General features: G+C 49.8%; 22 protein-coding genes. 9 read left to right on the top strand and 13 right to left on the bottom strand.

Annotated elements, in window-relative coordinates; all coding sequences use genetic code 11:
* Positions 1 to 27 precede the first annotated feature (27 nt).
* The 3 genes from IPF95_15055 (at position 28) to IPF95_15065 (ending at position 1,637) form a co-directional block, all read left to right on the top strand.
* Entirely contained in the window at positions 28 to 348 is a 321-nt protein-coding gene (locus tag IPF95_15055; protein MBK6476005.1) for an energy transducer TonB, read from the top strand.
* 121 nt (positions 349 to 469) lie between these two features.
* Entirely contained in the window at positions 470 to 796 is a 327-nt protein-coding gene (locus IPF95_15060; GenBank protein MBK6476006.1) for a multidrug efflux SMR transporter, read from the top strand.
* Between the two features lie 43 nt (positions 797 to 839).
* A complete protein-coding gene (locus IPF95_15065) occupies positions 840 to 1,637 on the top strand; it encodes a pyrroline-5-carboxylate reductase (GenBank protein ID MBK6476007.1) in 798 nt (265 codons plus the stop codon).
* A 3-nt stretch (positions 1,638 to 1,640) separates the two neighbouring features.
* Here IPF95_15065 and IPF95_15070 read toward each other — a convergent pair whose 3' ends face one another.
* The 6 genes from IPF95_15070 to IPF95_15095 all read right to left on the bottom strand — a co-directional run bounded on the left by IPF95_15070 (position 1,641) and on the right by IPF95_15095 (position 8,107).
* Positions 1,641 to 3,617 (bottom strand): OmpA family protein, encoded by a 1,977-nt coding sequence (locus IPF95_15070; protein ID MBK6476008.1) that lies wholly within the window; start codon positions 3,615 to 3,617, stop codon positions 1,641 to 1,643.
* Between the two features lie 57 nt (positions 3,618 to 3,674).
* Positions 3,675 to 4,256, bottom strand: coding sequence for a 7-carboxy-7-deazaguanine synthase QueE (locus tag IPF95_15075; GenBank protein MBK6476009.1), 582 nt, complete (start codon positions 4,254 to 4,256; stop codon positions 3,675 to 3,677).
* A 598-nt stretch (positions 4,257 to 4,854) separates the two neighbouring features.
* A complete protein-coding gene (locus tag IPF95_15080; GenBank protein ID MBK6476010.1) occupies positions 4,855 to 5,394 on the bottom strand; it encodes a hypothetical protein in 540 nt (179 codons plus the stop codon).
* Between the two features lie 6 nt (positions 5,395 to 5,400).
* Complete coding sequence (locus tag IPF95_15085; protein MBK6476011.1) at positions 5,401 to 5,853, bottom strand: hypothetical protein; 453 nt, start codon at positions 5,851 to 5,853, stop codon at positions 5,401 to 5,403.
* A 55-nt stretch (positions 5,854 to 5,908) separates the two neighbouring features.
* A complete protein-coding gene (locus IPF95_15090; protein ID MBK6476012.1) occupies positions 5,909 to 7,627 on the bottom strand; it encodes a hypothetical protein in 1,719 nt (572 codons plus the stop codon).
* Positions 7,628 to 7,759: 132 nt separating this feature from the next.
* Positions 7,760 to 8,107: a hypothetical protein gene (locus IPF95_15095; GenBank protein MBK6476013.1), complete on the bottom strand. Its 348-nt coding sequence runs from the start codon at positions 8,105 to 8,107 to the stop codon at positions 7,760 to 7,762.
* Positions 8,108 to 8,395: 288 nt separating this feature from the next.
* Between IPF95_15095 and acs the strand changes: the two genes are divergently transcribed.
* Positions 8,396 to 10,300, top strand: coding sequence for an acetate--CoA ligase (gene acs / locus IPF95_15100; GenBank protein ID MBK6476014.1), 1,905 nt, complete (start codon positions 8,396 to 8,398; stop codon positions 10,298 to 10,300).
* Positions 10,301 to 10,327: 27 nt separating this feature from the next.
* Here the strand turns inward: acs and IPF95_15105 are convergent, their stop codons facing one another.
* The 5 genes from IPF95_15105 to bamD all read right to left on the bottom strand — a co-directional run bounded on the left by IPF95_15105 (position 10,328) and on the right by bamD (position 15,683).
* On the bottom strand, positions 10,328 to 12,001 hold the full coding sequence (locus IPF95_15105; GenBank protein ID MBK6476015.1) for a DNA repair protein RecN: 1,674 nt from the start codon (positions 11,999 to 12,001) through the stop codon (positions 10,328 to 10,330).
* A gap of 331 nt (positions 12,002 to 12,332) precedes the next feature.
* Positions 12,333 to 13,241 carry a DUF4835 family protein gene (locus tag IPF95_15110; GenBank protein MBK6476016.1) on the bottom strand — a complete coding sequence of 303 codons (909 nt, stop codon included), beginning with the start codon at positions 13,239 to 13,241 and terminating at the stop codon, positions 12,333 to 12,335.
* Positions 13,242 to 13,244: 3 nt separating this feature from the next.
* Entirely contained in the window at positions 13,245 to 14,444 is a 1,200-nt protein-coding gene (gene coaBC / locus IPF95_15115) for a bifunctional phosphopantothenoylcysteine decarboxylase/phosphopantothenate--cysteine ligase CoaBC (GenBank protein MBK6476017.1), read from the bottom strand.
* 97 nt (positions 14,445 to 14,541) lie between these two features.
* Positions 14,542 to 14,880, bottom strand: coding sequence for a DNA-directed RNA polymerase subunit omega (locus tag IPF95_15120; GenBank protein MBK6476018.1), 339 nt, complete (start codon positions 14,878 to 14,880; stop codon positions 14,542 to 14,544).
* 8 nt (positions 14,881 to 14,888) lie between these two features.
* Entirely contained in the window at positions 14,889 to 15,683 is a 795-nt protein-coding gene (gene bamD / locus IPF95_15125; GenBank protein ID MBK6476019.1) for an outer membrane protein assembly factor BamD, read from the bottom strand.
* Between the two features lie 280 nt (positions 15,684 to 15,963).
* Here bamD and IPF95_15130 point away from each other — a divergent pair, with 280 nt between their 5' ends.
* Complete coding sequence (locus tag IPF95_15130; protein ID MBK6476020.1) at positions 15,964 to 17,208, top strand: aminotransferase class I/II-fold pyridoxal phosphate-dependent enzyme; 1,245 nt, start codon at positions 15,964 to 15,966, stop codon at positions 17,206 to 17,208.
* A gap of 144 nt (positions 17,209 to 17,352) precedes the next feature.
* Positions 17,353 to 17,910 (top strand): NAD(P)H-dependent oxidoreductase, encoded by a 558-nt coding sequence (locus IPF95_15135; protein MBK6476021.1) that lies wholly within the window; start codon positions 17,353 to 17,355, stop codon positions 17,908 to 17,910.
* A 159-nt stretch (positions 17,911 to 18,069) separates the two neighbouring features.
* Here the strand turns inward: IPF95_15135 and IPF95_15140 are convergent, their stop codons facing one another.
* On the bottom strand, positions 18,070 to 19,248 hold the full coding sequence (locus IPF95_15140; GenBank protein ID MBK6476022.1) for a cysteine desulfurase: 1,179 nt from the start codon (positions 19,246 to 19,248) through the stop codon (positions 18,070 to 18,072).
* A gap of 43 nt (positions 19,249 to 19,291) precedes the next feature.
* Positions 19,292 to 20,698, bottom strand: a complete 1,407-nt coding sequence (gene glmM, locus IPF95_15145) for a phosphoglucosamine mutase (protein ID MBK6476023.1) — start codon at positions 20,696 to 20,698, stop codon at positions 19,292 to 19,294.
* Between the two features lie 304 nt (positions 20,699 to 21,002).
* On the opposite strand from glmM, the gene IPF95_15150 reads away from it, so the two are divergent.
* The 3 genes from IPF95_15150 (at position 21,003) to IPF95_15160 (ending at position 23,611) form a co-directional block, all read left to right on the top strand.
* On the top strand, positions 21,003 to 22,415 hold the full coding sequence (locus tag IPF95_15150) for a tetratricopeptide repeat protein (GenBank protein MBK6476024.1): 1,413 nt from the start codon (positions 21,003 to 21,005) through the stop codon (positions 22,413 to 22,415).
* Entirely contained in the window at positions 22,412 to 23,215 is an 804-nt protein-coding gene (locus IPF95_15155) for a phosphosulfolactate synthase (protein MBK6476025.1), read from the top strand. Before IPF95_15150 ends, IPF95_15155 begins: the two co-directional genes overlap by 4 nt.
* Positions 23,216 to 23,293: 78 nt before the next feature.
* The gene (locus IPF95_15160; GenBank protein MBK6476026.1) at positions 23,294 to 23,611 is read left to right on the top strand and encodes a rhodanese-like domain-containing protein; all 318 of its coding nucleotides are present in this window, start codon (positions 23,294 to 23,296) and stop codon (positions 23,609 to 23,611) included.
* The last annotated feature ends 14 nt before the right edge of the window (positions 23,612 to 23,625 follow it).

Below are 23,625 nucleotides of genomic sequence, written 5' to 3' on the forward strand. Positions count from 1 at the left end.
AAGACTTGCTTAGGTCTTCTTTTAACCTTGAGTTTGAATATAGTTGTAGCTCAGAATGAACAGATCAATCCGGCAGATCCGATCGTTCTTAACAACCTGAACATTCGGATCTCCGGATATCCTAAAGAAGCGTTGGAAAACAAGGTTGAAGGAACAGTTCTACTTGCTTTCGATCTAGACTCAACATGTAAGATCGTGAACCCGCGTGTACTAAGAGGGATCGGATACGGTTGCGATGAAATGGCACTTCAAGAATTGATCAGACTCAGCTATAATGAGACGGTATTTGATCTTAAGAATTGTCCGCATTCGAGCCTAGAAATACCAATTCAATTCAGGCTACAATAATTGCATCTGATGCTTGTTGCAAAGAGCAGTTTCGGATATGATCAGCGCGCAGAATATTAAACCTTCTGAACTGATAAAATCAACGGAGGCTAACATTTAGATATCGAACTATTTTCCACCAATGAATTGGATCCTACTGGTAATCGCCGGCTTATTTGAAGTCGGTTTTGCGACATGCTTAGGAAAAGCGAAAGAAACCGATGGGGTTAGTTCATTGTGGTGGCTCGCTGGATTCATGTTCTGTCTCACGGTCAGCATGATCCTGTTGTACAAGGCCACTCTAACCTTACCGATCGGTACGGCCTACGCGGTATGGACCGGCATTGGAGCAGTCGGCACGGTGATCGTGGGCATATGGCTATTTAAGGAACCCATGGACTTTTGGCGTGTATTCTTCTTATTCACGTTGATAGCTTCCATCGTTGGGTTAAAATTCGTGACACAATGAACGTGGAAACATTCCCGTCCCCTAGTACCTCTTTGTTCACCCCATGAAGATCTCCATTATCGGCTGCGGCAATATGGGCTACGCCTATGCACGGAGCTTCCGCAAATACGGATTGGTAAAAGTCGAGGACCTGGTGTTGGTAGTGCGCAATGCTGCCAACAGTGCAAAACTTGCATCCCTAGGTACCGTAGCAAAGGAATTGACTTCCTCCATTGGCGAAAGCGACCTTGTGATCATAGCTGTAAAGCCACAGGATTTCGGCAATGTCGCCCCTGCTCTCGCCAAGATCATACGGAAGGAACAGGTGGTTCTATCCATCATGGCCGGTATAACCATGGAGCGCTTGCAGACCAGTTTGGACCATACCATTGTAGTGCGTGCAATGCCCAATTCGCCAGCGCAGATCGGCATGGGTATCACGGCTTATGCAACGGCCACCGAGTTGAATATGCGCCAAACATTGATGGTGGAACAGTTGCTGAACAGCACCGGAAGAGCACTGCACCTTGCTGATGAAGGGATGCTTGATGCTGTTACAGCACTAAGCGGAAGTGGTCCCGCCTATTTCTTCCACATTGTAAGCGGCATGATCGAAACAGGGATCAAGTTGGGATTGGAACCACATGTTGCAAGTGCTTTGGTTAAACAGACCATGCTCGGCAGCTATCACTTATTGGACCATTCTGAAAGCACTCCGGAAGAGCTGATCAAAGCCGTAACCAGCAAGGGAGGCACAACTGAAGCGGCCTTTCAAGTTCTGAAGAAAGAAGACTTGGCAGGCACGTTGGATCGTGCGATCGGGGCAGCCACTTTACGAGCAAAAGAATTGTCAAGTTCGTGAACGTTACAGCACTGTCACCTCTGTCCGTCTATTCAGCGCCCTACCCTCATCCGTATCATTGGTAGAAACCGGTTTGGTCTCTCCATAACCTTTGGCTGTTATCCGTGTGGCATCTATTCCGGCAGCGATCAGGTTATCGCGAACTGCTTGTGCTCGTTGGTCGCTAAGTTTAAGGTTAGCTGCATCAGCACCAACATCATCGGTATGCCCACCCAGCTCTATCCGAAGCGTTGGATTGGCTTCCATGAGCTTCGCGAGCTTGCTCAATTCCGTATTACTGGCTGGTAACAGATCGTAGCTGGCCGTATTGAAGAACACGTTCCGCAATTCGATCACGCTACCCGCTGTTATTGGGCTTAGCGGAACATTTAACGTATAGGGTTCACTAGCTGGTCCTTTGACAACATTGTAATTTTGGCTAAAGAACAAATACCCTTCACTGCTTGCATTCAGAGCGTATTCACGACCAGTTGGAATGCATACAAGGAACTCGCCGGTCTGCGGGTCGCTGTAGGCTCCGGTCGCAAGTTTTCCCGTATTGACATCGTATAATTCAACATCGGCTTCCACTGGCTTTCCCGTGAGCTTGTCCGTGACCTTACCGCGTATGAAGCTTACCGCCAATGGGCGTGCTTCAGGATATAGTTCGAATCCGTATAGGTCCAGATCACCAAGTCCACCCGGACGATCACTCGCGAAATAGGCCACTTCACCGCTAGCGCTAACAAGCAGACTGTTCTCGTCATCACCGGTATTTATCGGGTAACCCAAATTCAAGGCCTGCCCCCAAGAACCGTCTTCCTGCCTACGGCTAACGTAGATATCCAATCCGCCAAAACCAGGGTGCCCATTGCTGCTGAAATACAATGTATTCCCATCGGGATGGATCTGCACACTTTCTTCTTGATACGGCGTATTCACAGTTGGACCCAACGGTTCAGGGTTGCTCCAAGTACCATTATCCTGTAGCACGGTCGTGTAGATGTCCATGGTCTTGATGCCATCGCGCGCTTGGGTTCCACGAATAAAATAGAGCGTTCTACCATCGCTTCCCATGCTCGGTTGCGTTTCCCAATTGCGCGAATTCACAGGCGGGCCAAGGTTTTCCGGGGGTGTCCAACGATCACCGATACGACGGCTGATGAACAGATCACAGGAACCTAGGCCACGAAGATCTCCACCGTACGAGCCATCCTCCGTAGCACACTTAGTGAATACGATGAAGCGTCCATCAGGAGTTAGCGTACCTGCACCTTCGTTATATTGGCGGGTATTTACGGTTGGTATCGGGTTGCTTGGTTGCCAAGACGCATCCTGCCCGCGGTGGCTCACCATAAAATCCTCCTGCATTCCCCATGGAATGATTGCAGGATCCTTCACGCTACGTGTATAGATGAACGTATTATCATCCGCAGTGATACACGGGTAATACTCTGGATCCGCGCTATTAATGGAGGGGCCAAGGTTCTTTGGTTCGAAGTGCACGGGATTAGTTATTGCGACTGAGGCGAAGGCACAGTTATCGATCCCCATTCTGGCGCGGGCCTTGCGTTGTGGATCATCCTCTGCCGCTAAGTATGCTCGGTAATTTTTCTCCGCTGCCTCGTATTGTCCACCACGGAATTCGAGATCTGCGAGGTGCAACTGAGCTACCGGAAAAACACCTTTGGAGATCCCCATGACCTCGCGGTAACGATTAATGGCTTCGGCATCATTACCTTTTTGTTCGGCGATCTCGGCCAACATCAACCGGGGTTCCACGAAAGCTGCATCGGCCTCCGCAGCTTTGGTGAACTCACTTTCTGCACACTCCCAACGCTGTGAGCGCATGCAGTCGAGTCCGCTTTCATAGCGCTTAATGGCACCCTTATCCGTGGTGCTGTAACCACCGGGTTGGGCCATAACAGCCGTACTGGGAAAGCCTGCTACGAGTAAAGCGTAAAACGTGAGTTGAAGGAAGTTGACAGTGTATTTCAACATGGATCGGTTACGGATTCGTGATGCGGAACGGACCATATCTGAACGGATCACCGCTGCTTATGGAATGCCCAGCACCTTGTGGGTCTGCAATGATACGCGCCATCGTGGATGTGCCATAACGTGCTGTGTGATCAGCGGCATCATGGCTTCGCGCTTGCCCCATTCCGGTTGCAGGAACAGTTCGCAATTGGGAAGTGTGCTGGCGGATTGTTCTTCGGCCCATTTCAGGTCATGCGTATTGAACACGATCACCTTCAATTCGTGTGCCGCTTCGAAAGACTCAGGTAAAGCAGCCTTGAATTTCTTCGGACTCAGGCAGATCCAATCCCAATGGCCACTCAATGGCGAAGAGCCACTTGTTTCAATGTGTGTGCGGAATCCTGCTTCGCGAAAAGCTTGTGTTAACGGACCTAGATCGTGCATCAACGGCTCGCCACCGGTGATCACCACCAACCGGCCCGGATGCATAGTTGCCTCTTTCAACAGATCCTTTATAGTTCTGTGCGGGTGCTTGGTCGCATCCCAACTTTCTTTCACATCACACCAAGTACACCCAACATCACAGCCACCGAGACGAATAAAATACGCTGCCTGACCAGTGAACGCCCCCTCACCTTGCAGGGTGTAGAATGCCTCCATGACGGGATATTGGGTATCTACCAAAGGGGTCATTGTACTAGCGCATAGAATTGGGCATGAATGTTCGCTTGTGGCGATATTCAATGCTCGCTATCGGCAAAAGTACGGTGGATGGAATAGGTATGAAAAGCCATTGGCATATCTGGCCAATTACTCGATAACAACGAATCACTGAAGCACCGGTCCATTTCTCAAAAAACCGTGTTGATCATTTCTTTCAGCGTCATTAGTGTTCTATTCTTATACCACACCACCAAATTTTGGGCACAAAAAAGCCCACATAAGCCGGAGTTCATTGAAACCCATGAAATCACATGAGCGGGAAGGACAGAAAGAGATCAGTAATCCGCGATGTTCCCGAAGGATATTCCGTTGCAAGCATTGGAACGCGGCCCGCCTTTACTCCTTTGATCTTCCTTCCCTGAGGAAAAAATGTTGGTCACAAGAACCTATGGCCTATGTGGGCTGTATTTTGGACAGCCGAAAGCTGTGAAAGAACGTTACTGTTGCACCAAGGTAATTCGTTCGAACCCGCTTTGCAAGTTCTGTGGATAAAAACTTATCCGATCATTACAGTTCAAAAGCTGAAACACCCTGTTTACTCGCTCTTCTGTCCTATGAAATTATCTTCCTTATCCTCGAACAGAATATTGAATGTCGTAAGTGAACCGTAGCAACGCGTAATGTATTGTTGCAACTCAACCTTTTCTTGGTCGGAGAGTTTATCGTGTGCGTTGATCTTTTGCTCAAGTACTCGGAAACGGTCGCGGATCATCACGATCTTATGGAAGAAGTCTTCAATGGGAAGCTCCTTGCTTTTGAGTGAAGTATCCTTTGGTTTCAGTTCCATCATCCCTCCTTCATACCGAGGATGCATACTAACAGGACGTTGTGGGCTTTGCATTTCTTCAAGCACATCTCGTAGCGCATCCTGAACGCTATCGATATCCAATGGTTCTTGACCCAATTCCACACCGGGTGCGGTCACTTTCAACCCTTCGAAACTGCGACTGATCGGTTGCTCGCCGTGATCCTTGAAAAAGCAATGGATGGTACGGCTGTCCGTGTCATAGACCACACCCTGCCCCATTGTAGGATGGTACACCTTTGCGCCAACGGTCGCTTCATGAAATTCCATGTTCCGTTATGCGATCTCTTTAATGGTGTAGGTCTTACCTTGATATACAACGGTCGCTCCTTTTTTAGCGCCGGACATCGCTTTGATCAACGGCGCTTGGGTGCTTACCCCAAGGTACTTCGTGCCATTCACGTCAAATTCCTCTATGCTGGTCGCTACAAGAAAATGGTGGTTCTCGGTATGCACCACAGCACCGTATTGGACCACCTCCAACCGTATGGATGGGTCCATCGCTTCGATCTGCTTGAGTTCTGAGTTCACATGATCGCGCTGCTCTGTCAAGGAGTTCATCAGTTCCACATCTCCCCCACGTGTGCTTTCGGTCTGGCTGGCGCTTTCTGCATTGTCATCGCCTGTGGTAACGCTGCGCAGATCATTGATTCGTTCGTCAAACTCCTTTGCACTTTCGGTCATTTGGCGCTTTGCAGCCTCCAGTACTTGCTTCTTCAACTCTGTCATTTCCTATAATTCTTGGTCTGTGTTCAACAAGGCGACAAGGTACTTCCGTTCCTGCTTAGTTCAAGCAACGAACCACGGGATAGCGCATATAACTTGACTCAAAATACGGCGAGCGTTGATACACGAAGTACAATTGACCCCACGCATCGTTGGCGAGCTTAGGGTCCGCTGCACACGCCGCCACCAATTCAGCTTTCAGAAAGGGATCCTTTGCCAGCAGATCCGTAGCAATATCCTCGAACACATAATCACTGAACCATTCCTTCTGCTGTAGGATGGCATCGAGAAAATTCCAAGCGAAAAAGCCATCACTGGCGCGTGGCTCCAGCAGTTCCATAACCAAACGATCGGTATAGTTGCCCATGGGTACGTAAACATCTCCGGTCCGTGCTGTCACTTCCTCTTTTTGCACGCGAGTTGAAATATCGTAATGCAAATAGTGCCCTTCGTAAGGTGTTTTGACGGTCTTATAATTCAAAATGTAGTGTACCTCTCCGTTCATTTTGCGCTGATCACCCACTACTTCCATCACCACATTCTCAAGAGCGAGCCGATCGATCACATCCGTCCATGCTTGCGGGATCAGATACCCAACCGGTTTTTCCAAGGTGATCGTTGGCTTCGCATGTGCCGTCCACGGTACATCCACCGAAGTTGGACGATCATGATCGTACGTGATCCTCGGCAAACCGCTAACATCACTTTTGCTTTCAATAGCTTCATAGCCCAGCCAAGGCAACACCGTTAAATGTGTGGTATCTAGTTCCCAATTGAATTCGAACTGCTTGGTGGTGATCGTATTGTTGAATGCTTGGATCCTCGCCAAGGCCAATGCCTCCGGGTTCTCATTCATCACAGCCAACGTGCCTAGCATCAGTTGGAACGTGGCATTCACGCGATCACTATATGGTTTCAACATGTGGCTTTCACTGAGTATGCCGATACGGTTGCGCAACGCTGCATGACCTGTACTATAGCGCGGGCCATCGACAAAGCTTTTAAGACCATCCTCCGGTGTTCGACCTTCGGTTTCGAAAAAAGGGCACATTAACACACCCCGTTGTTCCATCCACGCATTTTGCCGAGGGATCATCGTGCGCTGCAGAAAGTTGCTCAGTGCAGGATCCAATTTGTCCGGATGCGTCGTGAACAGTTCCATCACGTATTGGTGATCGGCCCCGTTGCTCACATGCGTTTCGAAATAGACATCTGGATCCCACGCACTCATAGCAGAGATGAGTGATCGCGCATTGCGTGAATCCGTTTTCATGAAATCACGGTTCAGGTCCAAGTTGCGTGCGTTACCGCGGAAACCATATTCCTCCGGGCCATTCTGATTTGCTCGGCTGGTACTGCTGCGGTTCTTGGCACCGCTCACGTTGAAGACCGGCACAATGCAAACGGCCGTGTTGGAAAGTAGTCCCATGTACTGGTCACTATCCAATAACGCCTGGACCAGTAGTAAACTCGCATCGATGCCATCCGGTTCTCCGGGATGAATGCCATTGGTGATCCACAGGATGTTCTTTCCGGCTGCGCGAATACTATCCGGAGTAAACCCACTTCCATCGGCAAGTATGAAGAGATGTATAGGTGAGCCATCATCGTCATGGCCGATCTCAACGAGCTTGGCTCCTGTGTGCTGGGCATCCAGTTCCGTATAGCGCTCAATTACTTCTTGCCACGTGGGTGTTGAGTTTCCGGTGAAGGTCCACTGTGCAAAACAGGCTGTCGAGAATAGAAGGAAAAATAACTGAGCAGTGATCCGCATCATACTGCAAAAATGCAGGTTCGAAGATCGTAATCAAAGAAATCAAACTTTCAGGCTTTGGATCCTGAGATCCGCACTGGTATTTTCCAGAAGCGCGATCTAGTAAAGGGCAAAATGTTCTACCCCGGACTTCGCTTAGCAGTCACCGAACAGCGCAAGCGCACCGGCTGCAGTGTCATCGGCGGCAGGCGCTGCCACCTCTATGGCCGGAACGATCGGATCCACAATTTGGTTCTGAGCAAATAGTTGCTCTTCGTCAGTTAAGCAAAGGAGAAGAGTAAGGGTTTGAACTGGCCACATGCGTTTGGGGGATTTTTCTGTGTTTAGGTTGGCAGTGTCAATTCCGTTGAGTGCCGCAAGATTTGGCATAAACGAGTCGTTTGTCAAGACGAACGAGCTATTTTCTTCGACGAATGAGCGTATTTTGAGGTTAAACCATGCTTGGAAATAGTTACAAAAAATATTCTCCCGAAACGTTTTCATGGCGGATCAGCGGGTGGAAATTCTGATCTCCGAAGAAAAATCGGATCTTTGGCTGAGCTCAGATCATAATGCTCAAAGATGGCTTTCTGATCGCGCAAGGGATCGTAGTGGAAAGCCTACCTTTCCGGCAGGCAGGCCCGTAAGCGCTGAGGTACGAAGCGTGCGGACTTGTAGCGTCCCGCCGCCATCCCGATCGTACGGCGGGAAGCCCGACCCCATTGATGTGGAGCTTGCGGAACAGCAATGAGGTTGCGCCCAACTCCCGAAATAGATGAATATCTTGGCAGCATGACCAAGCATTTGACCCGTATCAGGACCCAAGCGGATTACACGTCCAGTCATGCCGCAAGTGTTGCCGACCCTGCCTCCTTTTGGGCCGCACAGGCCGAAACGTTCACCTGGCGTAAGAAATGGGACGAGACCTTGATCTGGGATTTCGAGAAGCCCGAGGTGAAGTGGTTCGCTGGGGGAAAGTTGAACATTACTGAGAACTGTTTGGATCGGCACTTGGAGGCCCGGAGCAACAAATTGGCGATCATTTGGGAACCGAACGACCCCAAGGAAAGGCCGGAACGCCTGACCTACCGGGAGATGCATGACCGTGTGTGCAAGTACGCCAATGTTTTGAAGCGGAACGGCGTTAAGAAAGGCGATCGCGTGGCTGTCTATATGCCCATGATACCGGACCTAGTGGTTTGCGTGCTGGCCTGCGCCCGTATTGGCGCGATCCACAGTGTTGTCTTCTGCGGTTTCAGTGCGCAGAGCTTGGCCGATCGGATCAATGATGCGCAAGCCGTTGCGGTGTTATGTAGTGATGGCATGTACCGCGGCGCGAAGGAGATGCCGGTTAAAACAGTGGTGGACGAAGCGCTGGACCAATGCACTTCCGTTAAGAGCGTGATCGTGACCGAACGCGTGAAATGGAGCGTAAAAATGGTTGCGGGCCGGGACGTGTGGCTGCACGATGAATGGAAAGAAGTAAATGCTTATTGCCCCGCAGAAGCCATGGATGCGGAGGATCCGCTCTTTATTCTATACACCAGCGGCAGTACAGGAAAGCCCAAGGGAGTTGTGCATACATGCGGTGGTTACATGGTCTATGTGGACTACAGTTTCCGCAATGTTTTTCAGGTGGAGGAAAGCGATGTCTTCTTCTGCACTGCGGATGTAGGTTGGATAACGGGTCACAGCTACATTGCTTACGGACCTACGCTGGCAGGTGCTACGCAGGTCATGTTCGAAGGTGTACCCACCTACCCGGATGCTGGCAGATTCTGGCAGATCGTGGACAAGCATGCGATAAGCATATTCTACACTGCCCCAACAGCCATACGTAGTTTGATGGCGCACAGTATTGACCACGTTCTACCCTACTCCTTGCAGAGTTTGCGCGTATTGGGCAGTGTCGGCGAACCGATCAACGAAGAGGCGTGGCATTGGTACAGAACACACATCGGAAAAGGCAAATGTCCCATTGTTGACACGTGGTGGCAAACCGAAACAGGCGGGATCATGATCAGCTCCATTGCTGGCGCTACGGACGAGAAACCGAGCCATGCGGCCTATCCTTTACCGGGTATACAACCGGTTCTGCTCACACCTGAGGGAAAGGAGATCACCGAGAATGAAGTGGAAGGTCTGCTTTGTATGAAATTCCCATGGCCGGGTATGCTGCGCACCATCTGGGGCGATCACGAACGCTGCGGGCAGACCTATTTCAGCAGCTATAAGGGCATGTATTTTACAGGCGATGGAGCTAAGCGCGATGCGGATGGACGGTACCGGATCATCGGTCGTGTGGATGATGTGATCAATGTGAGCGGGCACCGGTTCGGCACTGCGGAGATCGAGAGTGCGATAAACACTGCAAAAGGAGTTGTGGAAAGCGCCGTAGTGGGATTCCCGCACGACATTAAAGGCCAAGGGATCTATGCGTATGTGGTCACAGAAAAACCGGTTGAAGACCCGGAGGATATGCGCGGATCCATCATTGAAGCAGTTGTTGCGAGCATCGGTCGTATTGCCAAACCGGACAAGATCCAATTCGTAAGTGGATTGCCCAAGACCCGTAGTGGAAAGATCATGCGCAGGATCCTTCGAAAGGTTGCTGAGAACGAGATCGATAAACTCGGCGATACATCGACCCTTCTGGATCCTGATGTTGTTGACGAGATCGTTGGGGGAAAGGTGTGACCATCCCAAGAAGTAAATTGATCCGAATCAGCCCTTCAACAACACCCGCGCGTTCTCCAAAGCGGCCTTGGTAAGCTTGCGGCCACTGAGCATTTGAGCAATAGCCTCTACGCGCTGCTCCATGGTAAGCGGCGAAATGCTTGTCAACACCGTATTTTCAGAAGTTGCCTTGGTCACCAGCAAATGATTCTGGGCCTTACTCGCTATCTGTGGCAAGTGTGTAATAGCGAGGACCTGACGCTGTTTGCCCATGCAAGACATCAGTGTTCCTACACGATCGGCTACTTCACCACTAACTCCGGCATCTATTTCGTCGAAGATCACGGTGGGGAGATCCTGAGAATCTGCGGCCAAGCTGATCAACGCGAGCATGACGCGGCTCAACTCGCCACCGGAGGCCACTTTATCCAATGGTGCAGGGGCGCGATCGGCATTGGCACTGAATAACGCACGTATCTGATCCACACCTTGTGGACCGGGCTGTTCCGTAATCGCGTGTCCGAAAATGAATTTGGCGTGCGGCATACCGAGGTCACGTAATTGTGTGGCAACGCGTTTGGCGAATGGGGCCATGGCCGCTACTCTAACTGCGGAGAGTGCCATTGCATCTACTTGGATAGCCTGTTGTTTCTCGCGTTCCGTTTGCGTCAGACCAGAGATCCGATCAGCGAGTGAGCCGATCGCAGCGGTGCGTGTTCGCAGGTCTTCGCGAAGTGCGATGAGTTCCTCTGTACTCTTTACACGATGTTTTTGAAGCAAGCTCTGGATCCTATCGATCCGTTCTCTGAGCAGTGCAGCTTGCTCTGGATCCATGGATACTTTCGTCGCAAGATCATCTGCTGTAGCAGCAATATCCTGTAGCTCGATGGCCACGCTACTGATGCGGTCCAACAAACCATTGACCTGTGGATCGAACTTGGATGGTTTTGTTAGCGTTTGCCGGAGTTTTGTCAAGATGCTAAGCGCGCCGCGCTCGGCATTTACACCTTCTTCAACAACACCGAGAGCTTTGATCAACTCACTGGCATTTTCGGCACGCGCCATTGCGTGATCGATGCGTTCCAACTCCCCTTCTTCCAATGAAGCTTCATCCAGTTCATTCAATTGGAAGTTGAAAAGATCCAACTCATTCCTTGCTTTGAGTTCCCGTTCCTTCAGTTCATCCAATTCTTTCACCAATGCCCGCCAGAGGGAGTAATTAGCCGTGAATGCGACAACTTCTCCAGCTTGCTCTGCAACATTATCGATCAATCCCAATTGAAACCGAGGGTCGTTCAACAACAACGTGTGGTGCTGGCTATGAATGTGCACCAAACGCTCACCCAGATCCCGGAGTTGATCCAGCCTCACGGGTGTATCGTTTATAAAAGCACGTGATCTTCCTGAACCGCCGTCCCGCTCTCTTACCGGCTCCAATTGCCTACGGATAATGGTATTCTTGTCATAGGGCAATTCATTCTTTTCGAACCACCCCTTCAGATCCAGACCGCCTATCTCAACCTCCAGTTCAATGATGCAGCGTTTGCTCGGATCGCGATGAGCACCCGTCTCTGCGCGTTCTCCCATGGCCAAGCCCAGCGCACCGATAAGGATGCTCTTGCCACTACCCGTTTCACCGGTAATGATCGTAAGCTCCTTACCCAAGGAAAGGTCAAGTTCCTCGATCAGCAAGTAGTTGCGGATATGCAAGCGGCGAAGCATTGGGGGCTATTCGTGAATGCTGATGGGTAAGAATGGAACGCTGATAACACGGAAAGAAATGATGAACGCTGATAGAAAAAGGAATCAGAGTCGGTTTCTTGAATATTGCCTAATGAGGTCTGGATGTGAGGTAAGTGAGATTTGACCCTAAGCACGGTTTGCTATCGGGTAAGCACATGGATAGACTCTAGCAAATTGGAATACATACGAAGTTGTTATTTAGCATGCAGAGAAAAGTAAGATCGCTTATACATCTTTAGGCATGATCCTTTTCAGTAGGTCATCGTCCATCTGGACAGTATGGACCAACTACCGAGAACCTTTCACTGAACTAAGATCCCCGCATCATATTCTGATACTGACTAATGTGGCCTGGATCGATGATCTGCAGGGTGTTGAACAACTTCGATTTCTCACCGGGTTCAGCAGGTTTGAAGACCTCTACGATCTCTTGATATTTCGCATTGAAGAAAACTTGGAGGTTGTAGCTCGCTGGTTTAGCTTGATGTACGGTCTTCAGCTTTTCGATCTCGGTTGCGATGGTCTTACGGGTTGCCGCAGCATCCTCGGTCATAGCATCCATGCCAAGTCTATGGTAGTTGTAAAGTAATTCGCGCAAGGGCCTGAATACGCTTTGCTGTTGATTGTCCAGCAACCAATACCGGTTGCGTTGATCCTCGAATGCTTTCCAACCGGACTCGCTTGCGTTCTGTGCATTGTTGACGATCTGTTGCGCCTGATTGTAAAAATCGGTACCTCCCAATGGGGCAAATGTGTCTCCATCCACTCCGAGAATGAAATAAGCGTAATACCCCAATAGCGACGACAAATTGCTTATGAACCGCTGAGGCGTGAATTCGATCTGGGTATTCTCCAAGAAATTGAATTGCACGTTATTGTCCACAAGGTCGATCACCGGACTGTTGTAATCACTACCGAAAACCGGGCGAGCATAGATGATCTGCAAGGACCCTTCGAACCTATCGGTTGCGGGTTGGCTGCTGATCGTAAGAAGAATATTGATATCGATCCTCTCGCTCGGTGCGTAATTCAGGTTGGTGAACCGCCGGTTCTGATAGAATTCCTTGATCGCTAATTCCAAGGATTGGAAAACACGCGGCTGCGCTGTTGCGACCTGAGGTGCGATCACACTCGCTTGGCAATTGAACTCCTGTGCTTTCACAAGGGTCGGTGTGAAAAGAGCAACGAATAAGGCTAATAAGGCTGAATATTTCCGCATGGTCTAGAAAAGCGTTTCCAAGTGGTCTAAGATAGCACGCGCAGTAGCGGACTTTGACAATAACGGAAGAACTTCAGGATCCGTGCCCTTTTGGATCATTGTTACTTTATTGGTATCGTGACCAAATCCGGCACCTTCATCCTTCAACGAATTAAGCACGATCAGGTCCAGGTTCTTGCGCTCCAGTTTTTCTTGAGCATTGGCTAATGCATTATTCGTTTCCAATGCGAACCCGATCAGTTTCTGGTGCTTTGGTTTGTTGCTGCCCATCCACGCGAGAATATCCTCGGTACTCTCCAAGGAGATCTCCAGGATGGCATTTTTCTTCTTGATCTTTTCACCCGACGCGTTGGACGGCCGAAAATCCGCCACAGCTGCAGCCATTATCACCGCCTCACATTCTGGAGAGATCCTTCGGCACGCTTCAGCCATTTCAGCTGCAGTGACCACATCGGTCCGTGTAATGCCCGTAACCGTTGTTGTAAGAGCAACAGGCCCTGTGACCAACTCGACGTATGCTCCTCGTTGCGCTGCCTCCTCAGCTAGTGCGAAACCCATTTTACCACTTGATCGGTTGCCGATGTAGCGCACTGGGTCGATCGGTTCCTGTGTTGGTCCAGCCGAGATCAGGATTCGCTTCCCATTGAGCTTGCTATTTCCAACAAGGTCAGCATGTAATCGGGCAACGATCTCTTCCGGTTCAGTCATGCGTCCTTCACCGCTCAATCCGCTGGCCAGGTCTCCGCTATCGGGGCCAATGGTAATAACTCCATGTTCCCGGATCCTTTCCAAATTCGCCTGCGTAGTTGCATCCCGGAACATCTCCAGGTCCATAGCCGGGGCTATATAAACCGGGCATGAGGCACTAAGGAAACAAGCCATCAGCAAATTATCGCATTCTCCGTGGGCCATTTTGGAGATTGTATTCGCGGATGCTGGAGCTATGAGCAGCACATCGGCCCAACGCGCCAAATGCACGTGATCATTCCATGTACTTTCTCCGGTAACCAGTTCGGTGAGCGCTTGTCTACCACTAACCGTGGCAAGTGTCAGCGGCGTAACAAAGTCATGCGCAGCGCGGGTCATGACCACTTGTACTTGTGCACCGGCCTTTACCAGTTCGCGCACTAAATGCCCAGACTTATAGGCCGCAATGCTCCCTGTTACACATAGTAGCACATTACGATGGAACAATGGGCGCATGTATTCGAAATTGAAATGTTCAACCCTCGCGGCCGATCACTACATTCCATTGTAAAAATTGATCTTGTAGCGAGCGCAACGCGCTACGTACAAAGGACTATGCCTCTTTCTTAACCTCCACTACAGGCTCTGGACGACGGAAGTAGGTCTTGCCTTCAAGCATTTCCTGAATTGCCAATGCAGCAGGTTTGGGCATACGCTCGTAATGGCGGCTGACCTCGATCTGTTCGCGGTTCTCATATACCTCCTCAATGTTCTCGCCGACGATCGCGAACTCCTCCAGTTTGGCGTTCAATTCCTCTTTGATCTGCACGCTGATCTGATTTGCGCGTTTGCCAAGAATGGCAACAGATTCGTACACATTTCCGGTCTCTGTATCGAGCAAGGAAACATCACGGGTGATCGTACTCTTGGCTGCAGTCTGTTTGGTGTTCATTTTCAGGGTCAGTTCTTGTTCTTCGCTATAGCGTTTGTAAGGTCCCGGTGCAATTTATCGGCATCCGGAAGCACTACACTTTGCGGATAGGCATCCGCGAAATTATGATAACTCTTGATAGCAGCGTTCAAACGCTCCAATTTCTTTTCTTCCACACTGTTCTGTGCCAACTCAAAATCACTCTTCAGTATGAGCAGCATTGCATCTTCCTTAAAGCGGGAATTGGGCCATTCGCGGATGAAATTGAGGAACGCCACACTAGCTGCTTGGTAATTACGCATGTGGTAATATTGATCCGCACCGTGATAGGCTTTCACCTCCAATTTAGTGCGCATCTCATCCATCAGTTTATTGGAGCTATCCTTCAATGCAGTATTCGGGTATCTTACAAGAAACAGTTGCAACTGGTCCATTGCAGTGCGTGTTTCGCCTTGGTCCAACTCATAATTCGGAGAGTTCTTGTAAAAACAGATGGCACTTAAAAAAGCACATTCCTCTGAATACTGGCTCTTCGGAAAGGTGCGCGTAAAATTGCTTAGGTAATAACCCGCCAAGGTGTAATCCTTCATCCCGTAGAAGGACTTTGCGTGGAGATAGTTCACGCGTTCGCTTTTCACAGTTGAACGGTAAGCCACCACTAATTCCTCCAATAGCGGCACGGCCCTATCATAGCTCTCCTTATCATAATACTTCTCCGCAACGGCCAATTTGAACTCCAAACTATCGCTTTTAAGAGCACGCGTGAATTCACTGCATGACGTAAGCGTGGTGCTGCCCCCGATAACGAAGAACGACCAAGCCACCGCTATGACGATCGTAATTGCCCAGGATCTGCTTTTCGTGAGATTATTGACCAAAAGTATGGATGGTATTAATCGGGTATATTCAGCCTAAATTCCTCATTTCAAGGAGATTTTCAACTGAAAGGCCGCAAAGGTAAGTTGTTCGTTCCGAACTGGCGCAATTCCCATTCCAACGTTCAGTGGATAATAAACGGACAGAAGATGTTGACGGTATGTTGACTCGGTTACCTTTGCGCGAACCCCGAAATGGGCTTTACACCTAAAAACGAACGTTCCTACTATGAACGATATTTTTGATAAGATCCGCGAGGACATGGGCCCAATTGGCCGCCACCACAAGCAAAGTCATGGTTACTTCAGCTTTCCGAAATTGGAAGGAGAACTTGGAGCGCACATGAAATTCCGAGGCAAGGATGTTCTTGTTTGGAGCCTGAATAACTACTTAGGATTGGCCAACCACCCGGAGATACGTGAAGTGGATGCCCAAGCCGCAAAAGATTGGGGCATGGCCTACCCAATGGGTGCCCGCATGATGAGCGGACAGACCAAATATCATGAACAGCTCGAAGATGAATTGAGCAAATTCATGGGCAAGGAGGATTCATTCCTGCTCAACTTCGGTTACCAGGGCTGCATGAGCTGCATCGAGGCGCTTCTTTCCCGGCATGATGTTCTGGTCTATGACAGCGAGTCACATGCTTGCATGATCGACGGTGCACGTTTGCATCACGGTAAGCGCTTCGTCTTCCAACACAATGACATGGCGAGCTTCGAAAAGCAATTGGAGCACGCTCGTAAGATCACTGAAAAGACCGGTGGTGGTATTTTGGTAATGACCGAAGGTGTATTCGGCATGGCCGGCGACCAAGGCAAACTAAAAGAGATCGTTGCATACAAGAAGAAATACAACTTCCGTCTATTCATTGATGATGCGCATGGGTTCGGTATGATGGGCCGCGATGGCCGTGGAACTGCCGATGCACAAGGCGTTATGGACGATATCGATGTGTACTTCGGGACGTTCGCAAAATCCATGGCCAGCATTGGCGCGTTCATCAGCGGTCCAGAGGACATCATGATGTACATGCGCTACAACATGCGCAGCCAAGTGTATGCGAAAAGCTTACCCATGCCGATCGTTATCGGGGCCTTGAAGCGCTTGGATATGATCCGCTCACGTCCTGAGTTATCGGAGAAATTGTGGACTATTACCAACGCATTGCAAACGGGCTTAAAAGAAGCTGGCCTTGATATTGGCATGACCAATAGTTGTGTAACCCCGGTGTACATGAATGGCGGCGTCCCTGAGGCGACCAACGCCATTGTGGACCTGAGGGAGAACAACGGCATATTCTGCAGCATCGTAGTGTACCCGGTGATCCCGAAAGACACTATCCTGCTCCGCTTGATCCCAACTGCAGCCCATTCCATGGAGGACGTGAACTATACCGTGGGCCACTTCAAAAAGGTCCAAGAGAAGTTATTGGCAGGTGAATACAAGGGTGAGACGGTTGCTTCATTCTAGTGCTGTTCAGGTATTCCTGTTGAGTTGATACACTAGTATCGACCTTTCAAATTACTGCCATTTTCCGATCAACGACCAGTGGTTAATTGCTTTAAGAACGTTCAGGTACGTCTCTACCCATAACGCACGATAATTAACTTATCCATGCAGATCGCTATCATTTCGTCAAGTGTTCGAACGGGTCGTAAAAGTCACAATGCAGCTTTGCATTTGAAACGCACGTTGGAGGAAACACCAAACACAGTTGACCTATTGGACCTCAGTACATTCAACTTCCCGATCTTCGAGGAACGATTGAAGTTCATGAAACAACCATCAATGGCCGTTCTGGACTTCGCCGAGCGATTCCGAAAAGCTGATGGCGTGATCATCGTTACCCCAGAATACAACGGTAGTTTTCCGGCCAGTTTGAAGAATGTGATCGATCTCCTCACAGAGGATTGGAAGGGCAAACCGGTTTCCATTTGCACTGCTTCCAGTGGCATGTTCGCCGGTACACAGGTGATGGTACAGTTAGTGTTCCCACTATGGAAGATCAAGGCTTGGGTGGTACCCTCCTCGATGCAAGTACCCAAAGTTCAGGAAGCCTTTGGCGATGATGGCTCGGTATTGCAAGATGCCGAAGGCTGGGAGCGCCGTACCAAGCTGTTCCTTGATGATCTGGGATGGGCGATGGAGGCGAGACGAAGGATGGATTCCTGATTCCTTATTCCCGGTGTTTTGGGTAACCCTGTTGATCGGTCGTTGGGAATCAGGAATTAGAACCCGATCCAACCAAAGCCGGGAAGATCACCACCCGAAGTCAGATCAATACCCTAATGCAGATGGCAGGAATAAGGAATTAGGAATGGAGCGAAGCGACTAATCAGGAATGGACCGAAGGGAGGAATTCGGAATCGCAACAGGCACAAGGATCCGCTTCAGCACTTCCAGCGTTCGGTCCACATCTTCTATGGTCGTGAACCGACTGAATGAAAATCGGATATTTCCACCCGGCCGCTCCGGGTAAAGCGCCTTTAGTACATGCGAACCAGCGTTTGAGCCACTGCTGCATGCGCTGCCACCGCTGCAGGCCACACCTTCGATATCGAGATTGTACAGTAGCATTTCACTCCGACCATCTTCAGGAAAGCAGACGCTCAGTACTGTGTACAGTGCATCTTCGGATCGATCCCCATTGAACTCAACCCCTGGAAACTCTTTCATGAGCTTGTTCATCATCCGGGTCTTCAAACGTTGGACATGTCTGTGATGTTCGTCCAGATCACGATATGCGATCTCCATCGCTTTGGCTAGCCCAATAATACCGTGCAGATTCTCCGTACCGGCCCGCATGTTCCGTTCCTGACCGCCACCCAGGATCATTGGTTTCAGCACGGAGGTGTTCCGCATAAAGAGAAACCCAACGCCTTTCGGACCGTGGAACTTATGCGCAGCGCAGGTAATGAAATCAACCGGAAGTGCGCTTAGATCGAACCGGTAATGACACATGGTCTGCACTGTATCGCTATGAAAAAGGGCCCCATACTTACGACAAAGTGATCCAACTTCATAAAGGTCAATGCGCGTACCGATCTCGTTGTTGGCATGCATCAGAGATACCAGGACGCCCTGACCTTCGGTGGCTTTCAGCAATTCTTCAAGATCCCTGATATCAGGTCTGCCGTTCTGCTGTAATTTCACCCAGTGGGCTTTTACTGCGCTATCATCCTTGCACAATTCTTCAGTGGTCAATTCTACAGCATGATGCTCAATGGCGCTGGTAATGATATGCTTAACTCCCAGATCCCTGACCGCACAGTGTAGCACCATGTTGTCGGCTTCGGTACCACCGCTTGTAAAAATGATCTCACCCGGCGTACAGTTCAACAAATGAGCAACCTGTCTGCGTGCTTTCTCAAGTCCGGCACGGGTTTGCCGACCGAACGAATGAATAGCGGAAGGGTTACCATAAAATTCCCGCATGTAAGGGATCATCGCATCGACCACCTCAGGATCAATAGGTGTGGTTGCGGCGTTATCAAGATAGATACGGGACATGGTATATAGAAGGTCGATATGAATTACGGATCAATTGGCGAATTTACCGGACAGTTTCGGGAATGCCGGCTACCTGTGCTACTTCATGCAGGATCCGCTGGGCCAATTGATCAGCTTGTTCCATGGATGGTGCTTCCGCATACACACGGATTATTGGTTCCGTATTGCTTTTGCGAAGATGTACCCAAGTATTATCGAATTCGATCCGAAGGCCATCCACCATGCTATGGGGCTGAGCGCTGTGCCTTACTTGCATCGCATCTACGATCGCTTGGACATCCATGTTCGGCTCCAGTTGGATCTTGTTCTTGCTGATGAAATAATTCGGGTAACTCTTACGCAGATCCGAACAGCTTTTGCCGCTTTTGGCAAGTAACGTCAAAAATATCGCAATGCCGACCAACGCATCGCGGCCATAGTGCAGTTCACTCAGGATCACGCCACCGTTGCCTTCACCACCTATGGGCGCATCTATTTTCTTCATCAACTCAACAACATTCACCTCTCCTACTGCGCTAGCGTGGCGTTTACGTTGGTGCTTCTCTGCAATATCGTTGAGCGCACGTGTGCTACTGAGGTTGCTGACCGTGTCTCCCTTCCGATGCGCGAGCACATGATCCGCGCAGGCCACAAGTGTATACTCCTCACCGAACAACGTACCATCCTCGCATACCATTGCTAAGCGATCCACATCGGGATCCACAGCAAAACCAACATGTGCCTTGTGTTTTACCACCGTTGTACATAGATCCACTAAATTCTCCGGCAATGGTTCTGGGTTATGCGGAAAAATGCCGTTCGGCGTACAGTAGATCTGGATGACCTCAAGAACTCCTAAAGCGCCTAACAACGCAGGAACCGCACTACCACCAACGGAATTTACGGCGTCCAACGCCACGCGAAGTTTAGCTTTCTTTATCGCATCGACATCCACAAGGTCCAACGCCAGGATCATGTCGATATGTTTACGTGTCCATCCTGTTCTGGGGATCACGCTTCCCAACTTTTCCACAGGAACGAATTCGTAATCATTCTCGGCTGCGATCCGCAACACCTCTTCACCGTCCTCAGCGGAAATGAACTCGCCTTTCCCGTTCAACAATTTCAACGCGTTCCATTGTGCGGGATTATGACTTGCTGTAAGGATGATCCCGCCATCGGCCTGCTCTCCTGTAACGGCGATCTCCACTGTTGGGGTCGTGGCCATATCCAGATCCACAACCTCGAAACCGAGTCCAACAAGGGTTCCAGAGACCAGATCACGCATCATCGGTCCGCTGATCCGTGCATCACGTCCAAGCACCATACGCGGGCGCTCTTTACCGCTTTGTTTACGAATAAAGGTTCCGAAAGCAGCGGTATACCGAACTGTATCAAGAGGGGTCAAGCCAGTGCCAGGTGTACCACCGATGGTACCGCGAATGCCTGAGATGGAGCGAATAAGTGTCATTTGGTGATCTTTCAGAGCAATTGAACGGCAAAGGTACTTATACCCTATTGCAAGGACCAACCCTTCGCGTTCTCCACGATCCAGGAAACCATCATTATTGGAAGACCAAGCGCATTGTTACCAGTGGTTGTTGTCACTTCAGCAATTCCAGAATGAGGACCGATCGCACCTCAGATTGTTGATAACACGGATCGTTCCTCAGCATCTCTACTTCGATCCACCTAATTTTGTAGGAACCCGAACACGTACTAAAATACATGGATCGTGATCCATGTAGACAAGTACCACCATCTTTGCACCCTGTATGAACGAAGGCTCCCTACCCCAACCGGACCGAAATAGCGACCAGCTTAGTTGCGTTGAGCGTTACGAAGCAATGTTAAGTCGCAACGATCATTATTTCTTTGATGTGGAAGAGTTCGAGCTGATCATAGAACATTACTTGGAGCTCAGCGACCTTGAAAAGGCAAAGGCCGTGCTTGAGGATGCCCAACGCCAGCATCCCGGTGCTGTGGACCTTATGTTCTGTGAAGCCCATTTATTGATGAGCTTGGGAAAGCTGAATCGTGCATTGGGGGTGTTGGACGTAATTGCCAAAGTGGAGCCTTTCAACGAGGATGTTTATTTGCACAAGGCTGGTATTCATAGCCAACTTCGGAATTACCAGAAAGCGATCGATCACTTTAAGCGGGCGTTGGACCTAGCTGAAGAAGGGCTGGACGATATACACCTTGACCTGGCCTTCGAATACGAGAACATGGAAGCGTTCCCATTGGCTATCGAAAGCTTGAAAAGTGCGTTGGAGATCAATCCAGAGAATGAAGCGGTCCTGTACGAACTGGCTTACTGTTTCGATCTTATCGGAAATCACCAAATGGCTGTTTCGTTCTTTCGTGAGTTCACGAATGAGCATCCTTATTCCTTCGTGGCGTGGTTCAACATGGGCAATTCACTGTCCCAGTTAGGCCGACCTGAGGAAAGCGTTGAAGCATTGGATTATTGCATAGCCATCGAAGATCGATTCACTTCAGCATACTTCAGTAAAGCGCGTAATTTATTGGAACTGGGAAAGCTACAGGCCGCAGTGGAGTGTTACAGCGAAACGATCCAGTTCGATGGTCCGCAGGCCATAACGTATAGCTACATCGCCGAGTGTTATGAAAAGATGGAGAGCTACGAACAAGCGTTGATCCATTATGACCAATCCGTTGCGTTGGACCCGAACTGGGTGGATGGATGGATAGGCCGTGGCGTTGTTAAAGGCGTGCAGGACCGTTATGGTGAAGCGCTGAAGGACCTGGAGATCGCATTGCGGTTGTCCTCCGAACATGGTGATGCAATGTTCTACACCGCCCATACCTTGGCGAGCTTGAAGCGTTATGAAGAGGCCTTGTCGATGTATGCAAAGCTGAATCGCAAGGAACCGGATAGCCTTGAGGGGTGGCTGGAGCACGCTGAACTCCTGTTGGAGTTGAAAGGGCCGGACGCGGCGGCCAAGAAACTTAATGAAGGATCACATGTGCATCGGTTGAATGCGCGTTTCCGCTATCGCATGGTGAGTTACCTGTTGCGCAGTGGCAGGGAACAACAAGGCATGTTGGAAATGGAAGAGGCATTGATGGCCGACCATGGTGCCCACGTGCAACTTTTTGAACATTATCCTGAGGCTGCATTGATGCCACAGATCATCCACTTGTTGGAACTATATCGCAGATGAATTTCTCATTATCACATATTCCTGCGCGATCGACAAAATCGCGTGAGGACGGTCTTACCATGGTCATGGACAAAGGCATATCCTTACGCCAATCCGAGGACATGATCTCTGTTTGCGGTGACCTTGTTGATGTCGTAAAACTGGGTTTCGGAACAGCGTATGTCACACCGAACCTCAAAGAGAAGATCGCATTCTACCGCAAGAACGACATCAAGGTCTATTTCGGTGGAACATTATTCGAAGCATTCATAGCAAGGGGCCGTTTCAAGGACTATTGCAAATTATTGGACAAGTTCGATGTTGATATGGCTGAGGTCTCCGATGGCAGCATCAACATGACAACCAAGGAGAAGTGCAAATACATCGGCGAATTGGCCAAGGACCGTACGGTTTTCAGCGAGGTGGGATCGAAGGAATCAGGGATCTTGATCAGCCCTGCGAAATGGGTGAACATGATGCGCGCTGAATTGGATGCCGGTAGTTGGAAAGTGATCGCAGAAGCAAGGGAAAGTGGAACCGTAGGCATTTATCGTCCGAGCGGGCATGCGCATACTTCATTGGTGAACAAGATCATGGCAAAGATCCCGAGCAAGGATATTCTGTGGGAAGCGCCATTGAAATCGCAACAGGTGTGGTTCATAAAACAAATAGGCGCCAACGTGAATTTGGGCAATATTGCACCGGAGGAGGTGATCCCGCTGGAAACACTTCGTCTCGGCCTACGCGGTGATACCTTCTTCCAATATGTTCCGGAAGAGGTGGTCAAGAAATTGCAACAAGTGGTTCCCGTAAAGAATTAAGGGTCATCGCTCCCTTTTTGCAAAGAGAGCACTGCTCACAATTCCATTGATTTCCATTAGGAACACGATCTTCGCGCCATGAAAGAGATCACCCCCCAAGAGCTCAAAGCAATGAAGGAAGGAAATGAAACCTTCCAGCTGATCGATGTTCGTGAAGCATATGAGGCTGAAATTTGCAGCATTGGCGGCACGTTGATCCCCATGGGAGAGGTCATCTCACGGTTGGCCGAAGTACGGAAGGACGTTCCGGTTGTCATTCATTGTCGAAGTGGCTCTCGTTCCAGCGCGGTCATTCAAGCGTTGACGGATCGTTACGGCTATACGAACCTGATGAATCTGAAAGGTGGGATCCTTGGGTACGGAAGTCAAGTGGATCAGACGTTGCGGTGCGAGTGACCATGCCTATTCGA

It is taken from the genome of Flavobacteriales bacterium, assembly GCA_016704485.1.
Lineage (GTDB): Bacteria > Bacteroidota > Bacteroidia > Flavobacteriales_F > PHOS-HE28 > PHOS-HE28.

Coding starts and splice junctions, on each gene's coding strand:
- coaBC (MBK6476017.1), bottom strand. CDS start 14,444: ATGCGCCCATTGTTCCATCGTAATGTGCTACTATGTGTAACAGGGAGC.
- IPF95_15060 (MBK6476006.1), top strand. CDS start 470: ATGAATTGGATCCTACTGGTAATCGCCGGCTTATTTGAAGTCGGTTTT.
- IPF95_15095 (MBK6476013.1), bottom strand. CDS start 8,107: ATGAAAACGTTTCGGGAGAATATTTTTTGTAACTATTTCCAAGCATGG.
- IPF95_15160 (MBK6476026.1), top strand. CDS start 23,294: ATGAAAGAGATCACCCCCCAAGAGCTCAAAGCAATGAAGGAAGGAAAT.
- IPF95_15070 (MBK6476008.1), bottom strand. CDS start 3,617: ATGTTGAAATACACTGTCAACTTCCTTCAACTCACGTTTTACGCTTTA.
- IPF95_15080 (MBK6476010.1), bottom strand. CDS start 5,394: ATGGAATTTCATGAAGCGACCGTTGGCGCAAAGGTGTACCATCCTACA.
- IPF95_15075 (MBK6476009.1), bottom strand. CDS start 4,256: ATGGAGGCATTCTACACCCTGCAAGGTGAGGGGGCGTTCACTGGTCAG.
- IPF95_15150 (MBK6476024.1), top strand. CDS start 21,003: ATGAACGAAGGCTCCCTACCCCAACCGGACCGAAATAGCGACCAGCTT.
- IPF95_15105 (MBK6476015.1), bottom strand. CDS start 12,001: ATGCTTCGCCGCTTGCATATCCGCAACTACTTGCTGATCGAGGAACTT.
- acs (MBK6476014.1), top strand. CDS start 8,396: ATGACCAAGCATTTGACCCGTATCAGGACCCAAGCGGATTACACGTCC.
- IPF95_15085 (MBK6476011.1), bottom strand. CDS start 5,853: ATGACAGAGTTGAAGAAGCAAGTACTGGAGGCTGCAAAGCGCCAAATG.
- IPF95_15130 (MBK6476020.1), top strand. CDS start 15,964: ATGAACGATATTTTTGATAAGATCCGCGAGGACATGGGCCCAATTGGC.
- IPF95_15135 (MBK6476021.1), top strand. CDS start 17,353: ATGCAGATCGCTATCATTTCGTCAAGTGTTCGAACGGGTCGTAAAAGT.
- IPF95_15110 (MBK6476016.1), bottom strand. CDS start 13,241: ATGCGGAAATATTCAGCCTTATTAGCCTTATTCGTTGCTCTTTTCACA.
- IPF95_15065 (MBK6476007.1), top strand. CDS start 840: ATGAAGATCTCCATTATCGGCTGCGGCAATATGGGCTACGCCTATGCA.
- IPF95_15155 (MBK6476025.1), top strand. CDS start 22,412: ATGAATTTCTCATTATCACATATTCCTGCGCGATCGACAAAATCGCGT.
- IPF95_15120 (MBK6476018.1), bottom strand. CDS start 14,880: ATGAACACCAAACAGACTGCAGCCAAGAGTACGATCACCCGTGATGTT.
- glmM (MBK6476023.1), bottom strand. CDS start 20,698: ATGACACTTATTCGCTCCATCTCAGGCATTCGCGGTACCATCGGTGGT.
- IPF95_15140 (MBK6476022.1), bottom strand. CDS start 19,248: ATGTCCCGTATCTATCTTGATAACGCCGCAACCACACCTATTGATCCT.
- IPF95_15090 (MBK6476012.1), bottom strand. CDS start 7,627: ATGATGCGGATCACTGCTCAGTTATTTTTCCTTCTATTCTCGACAGCC.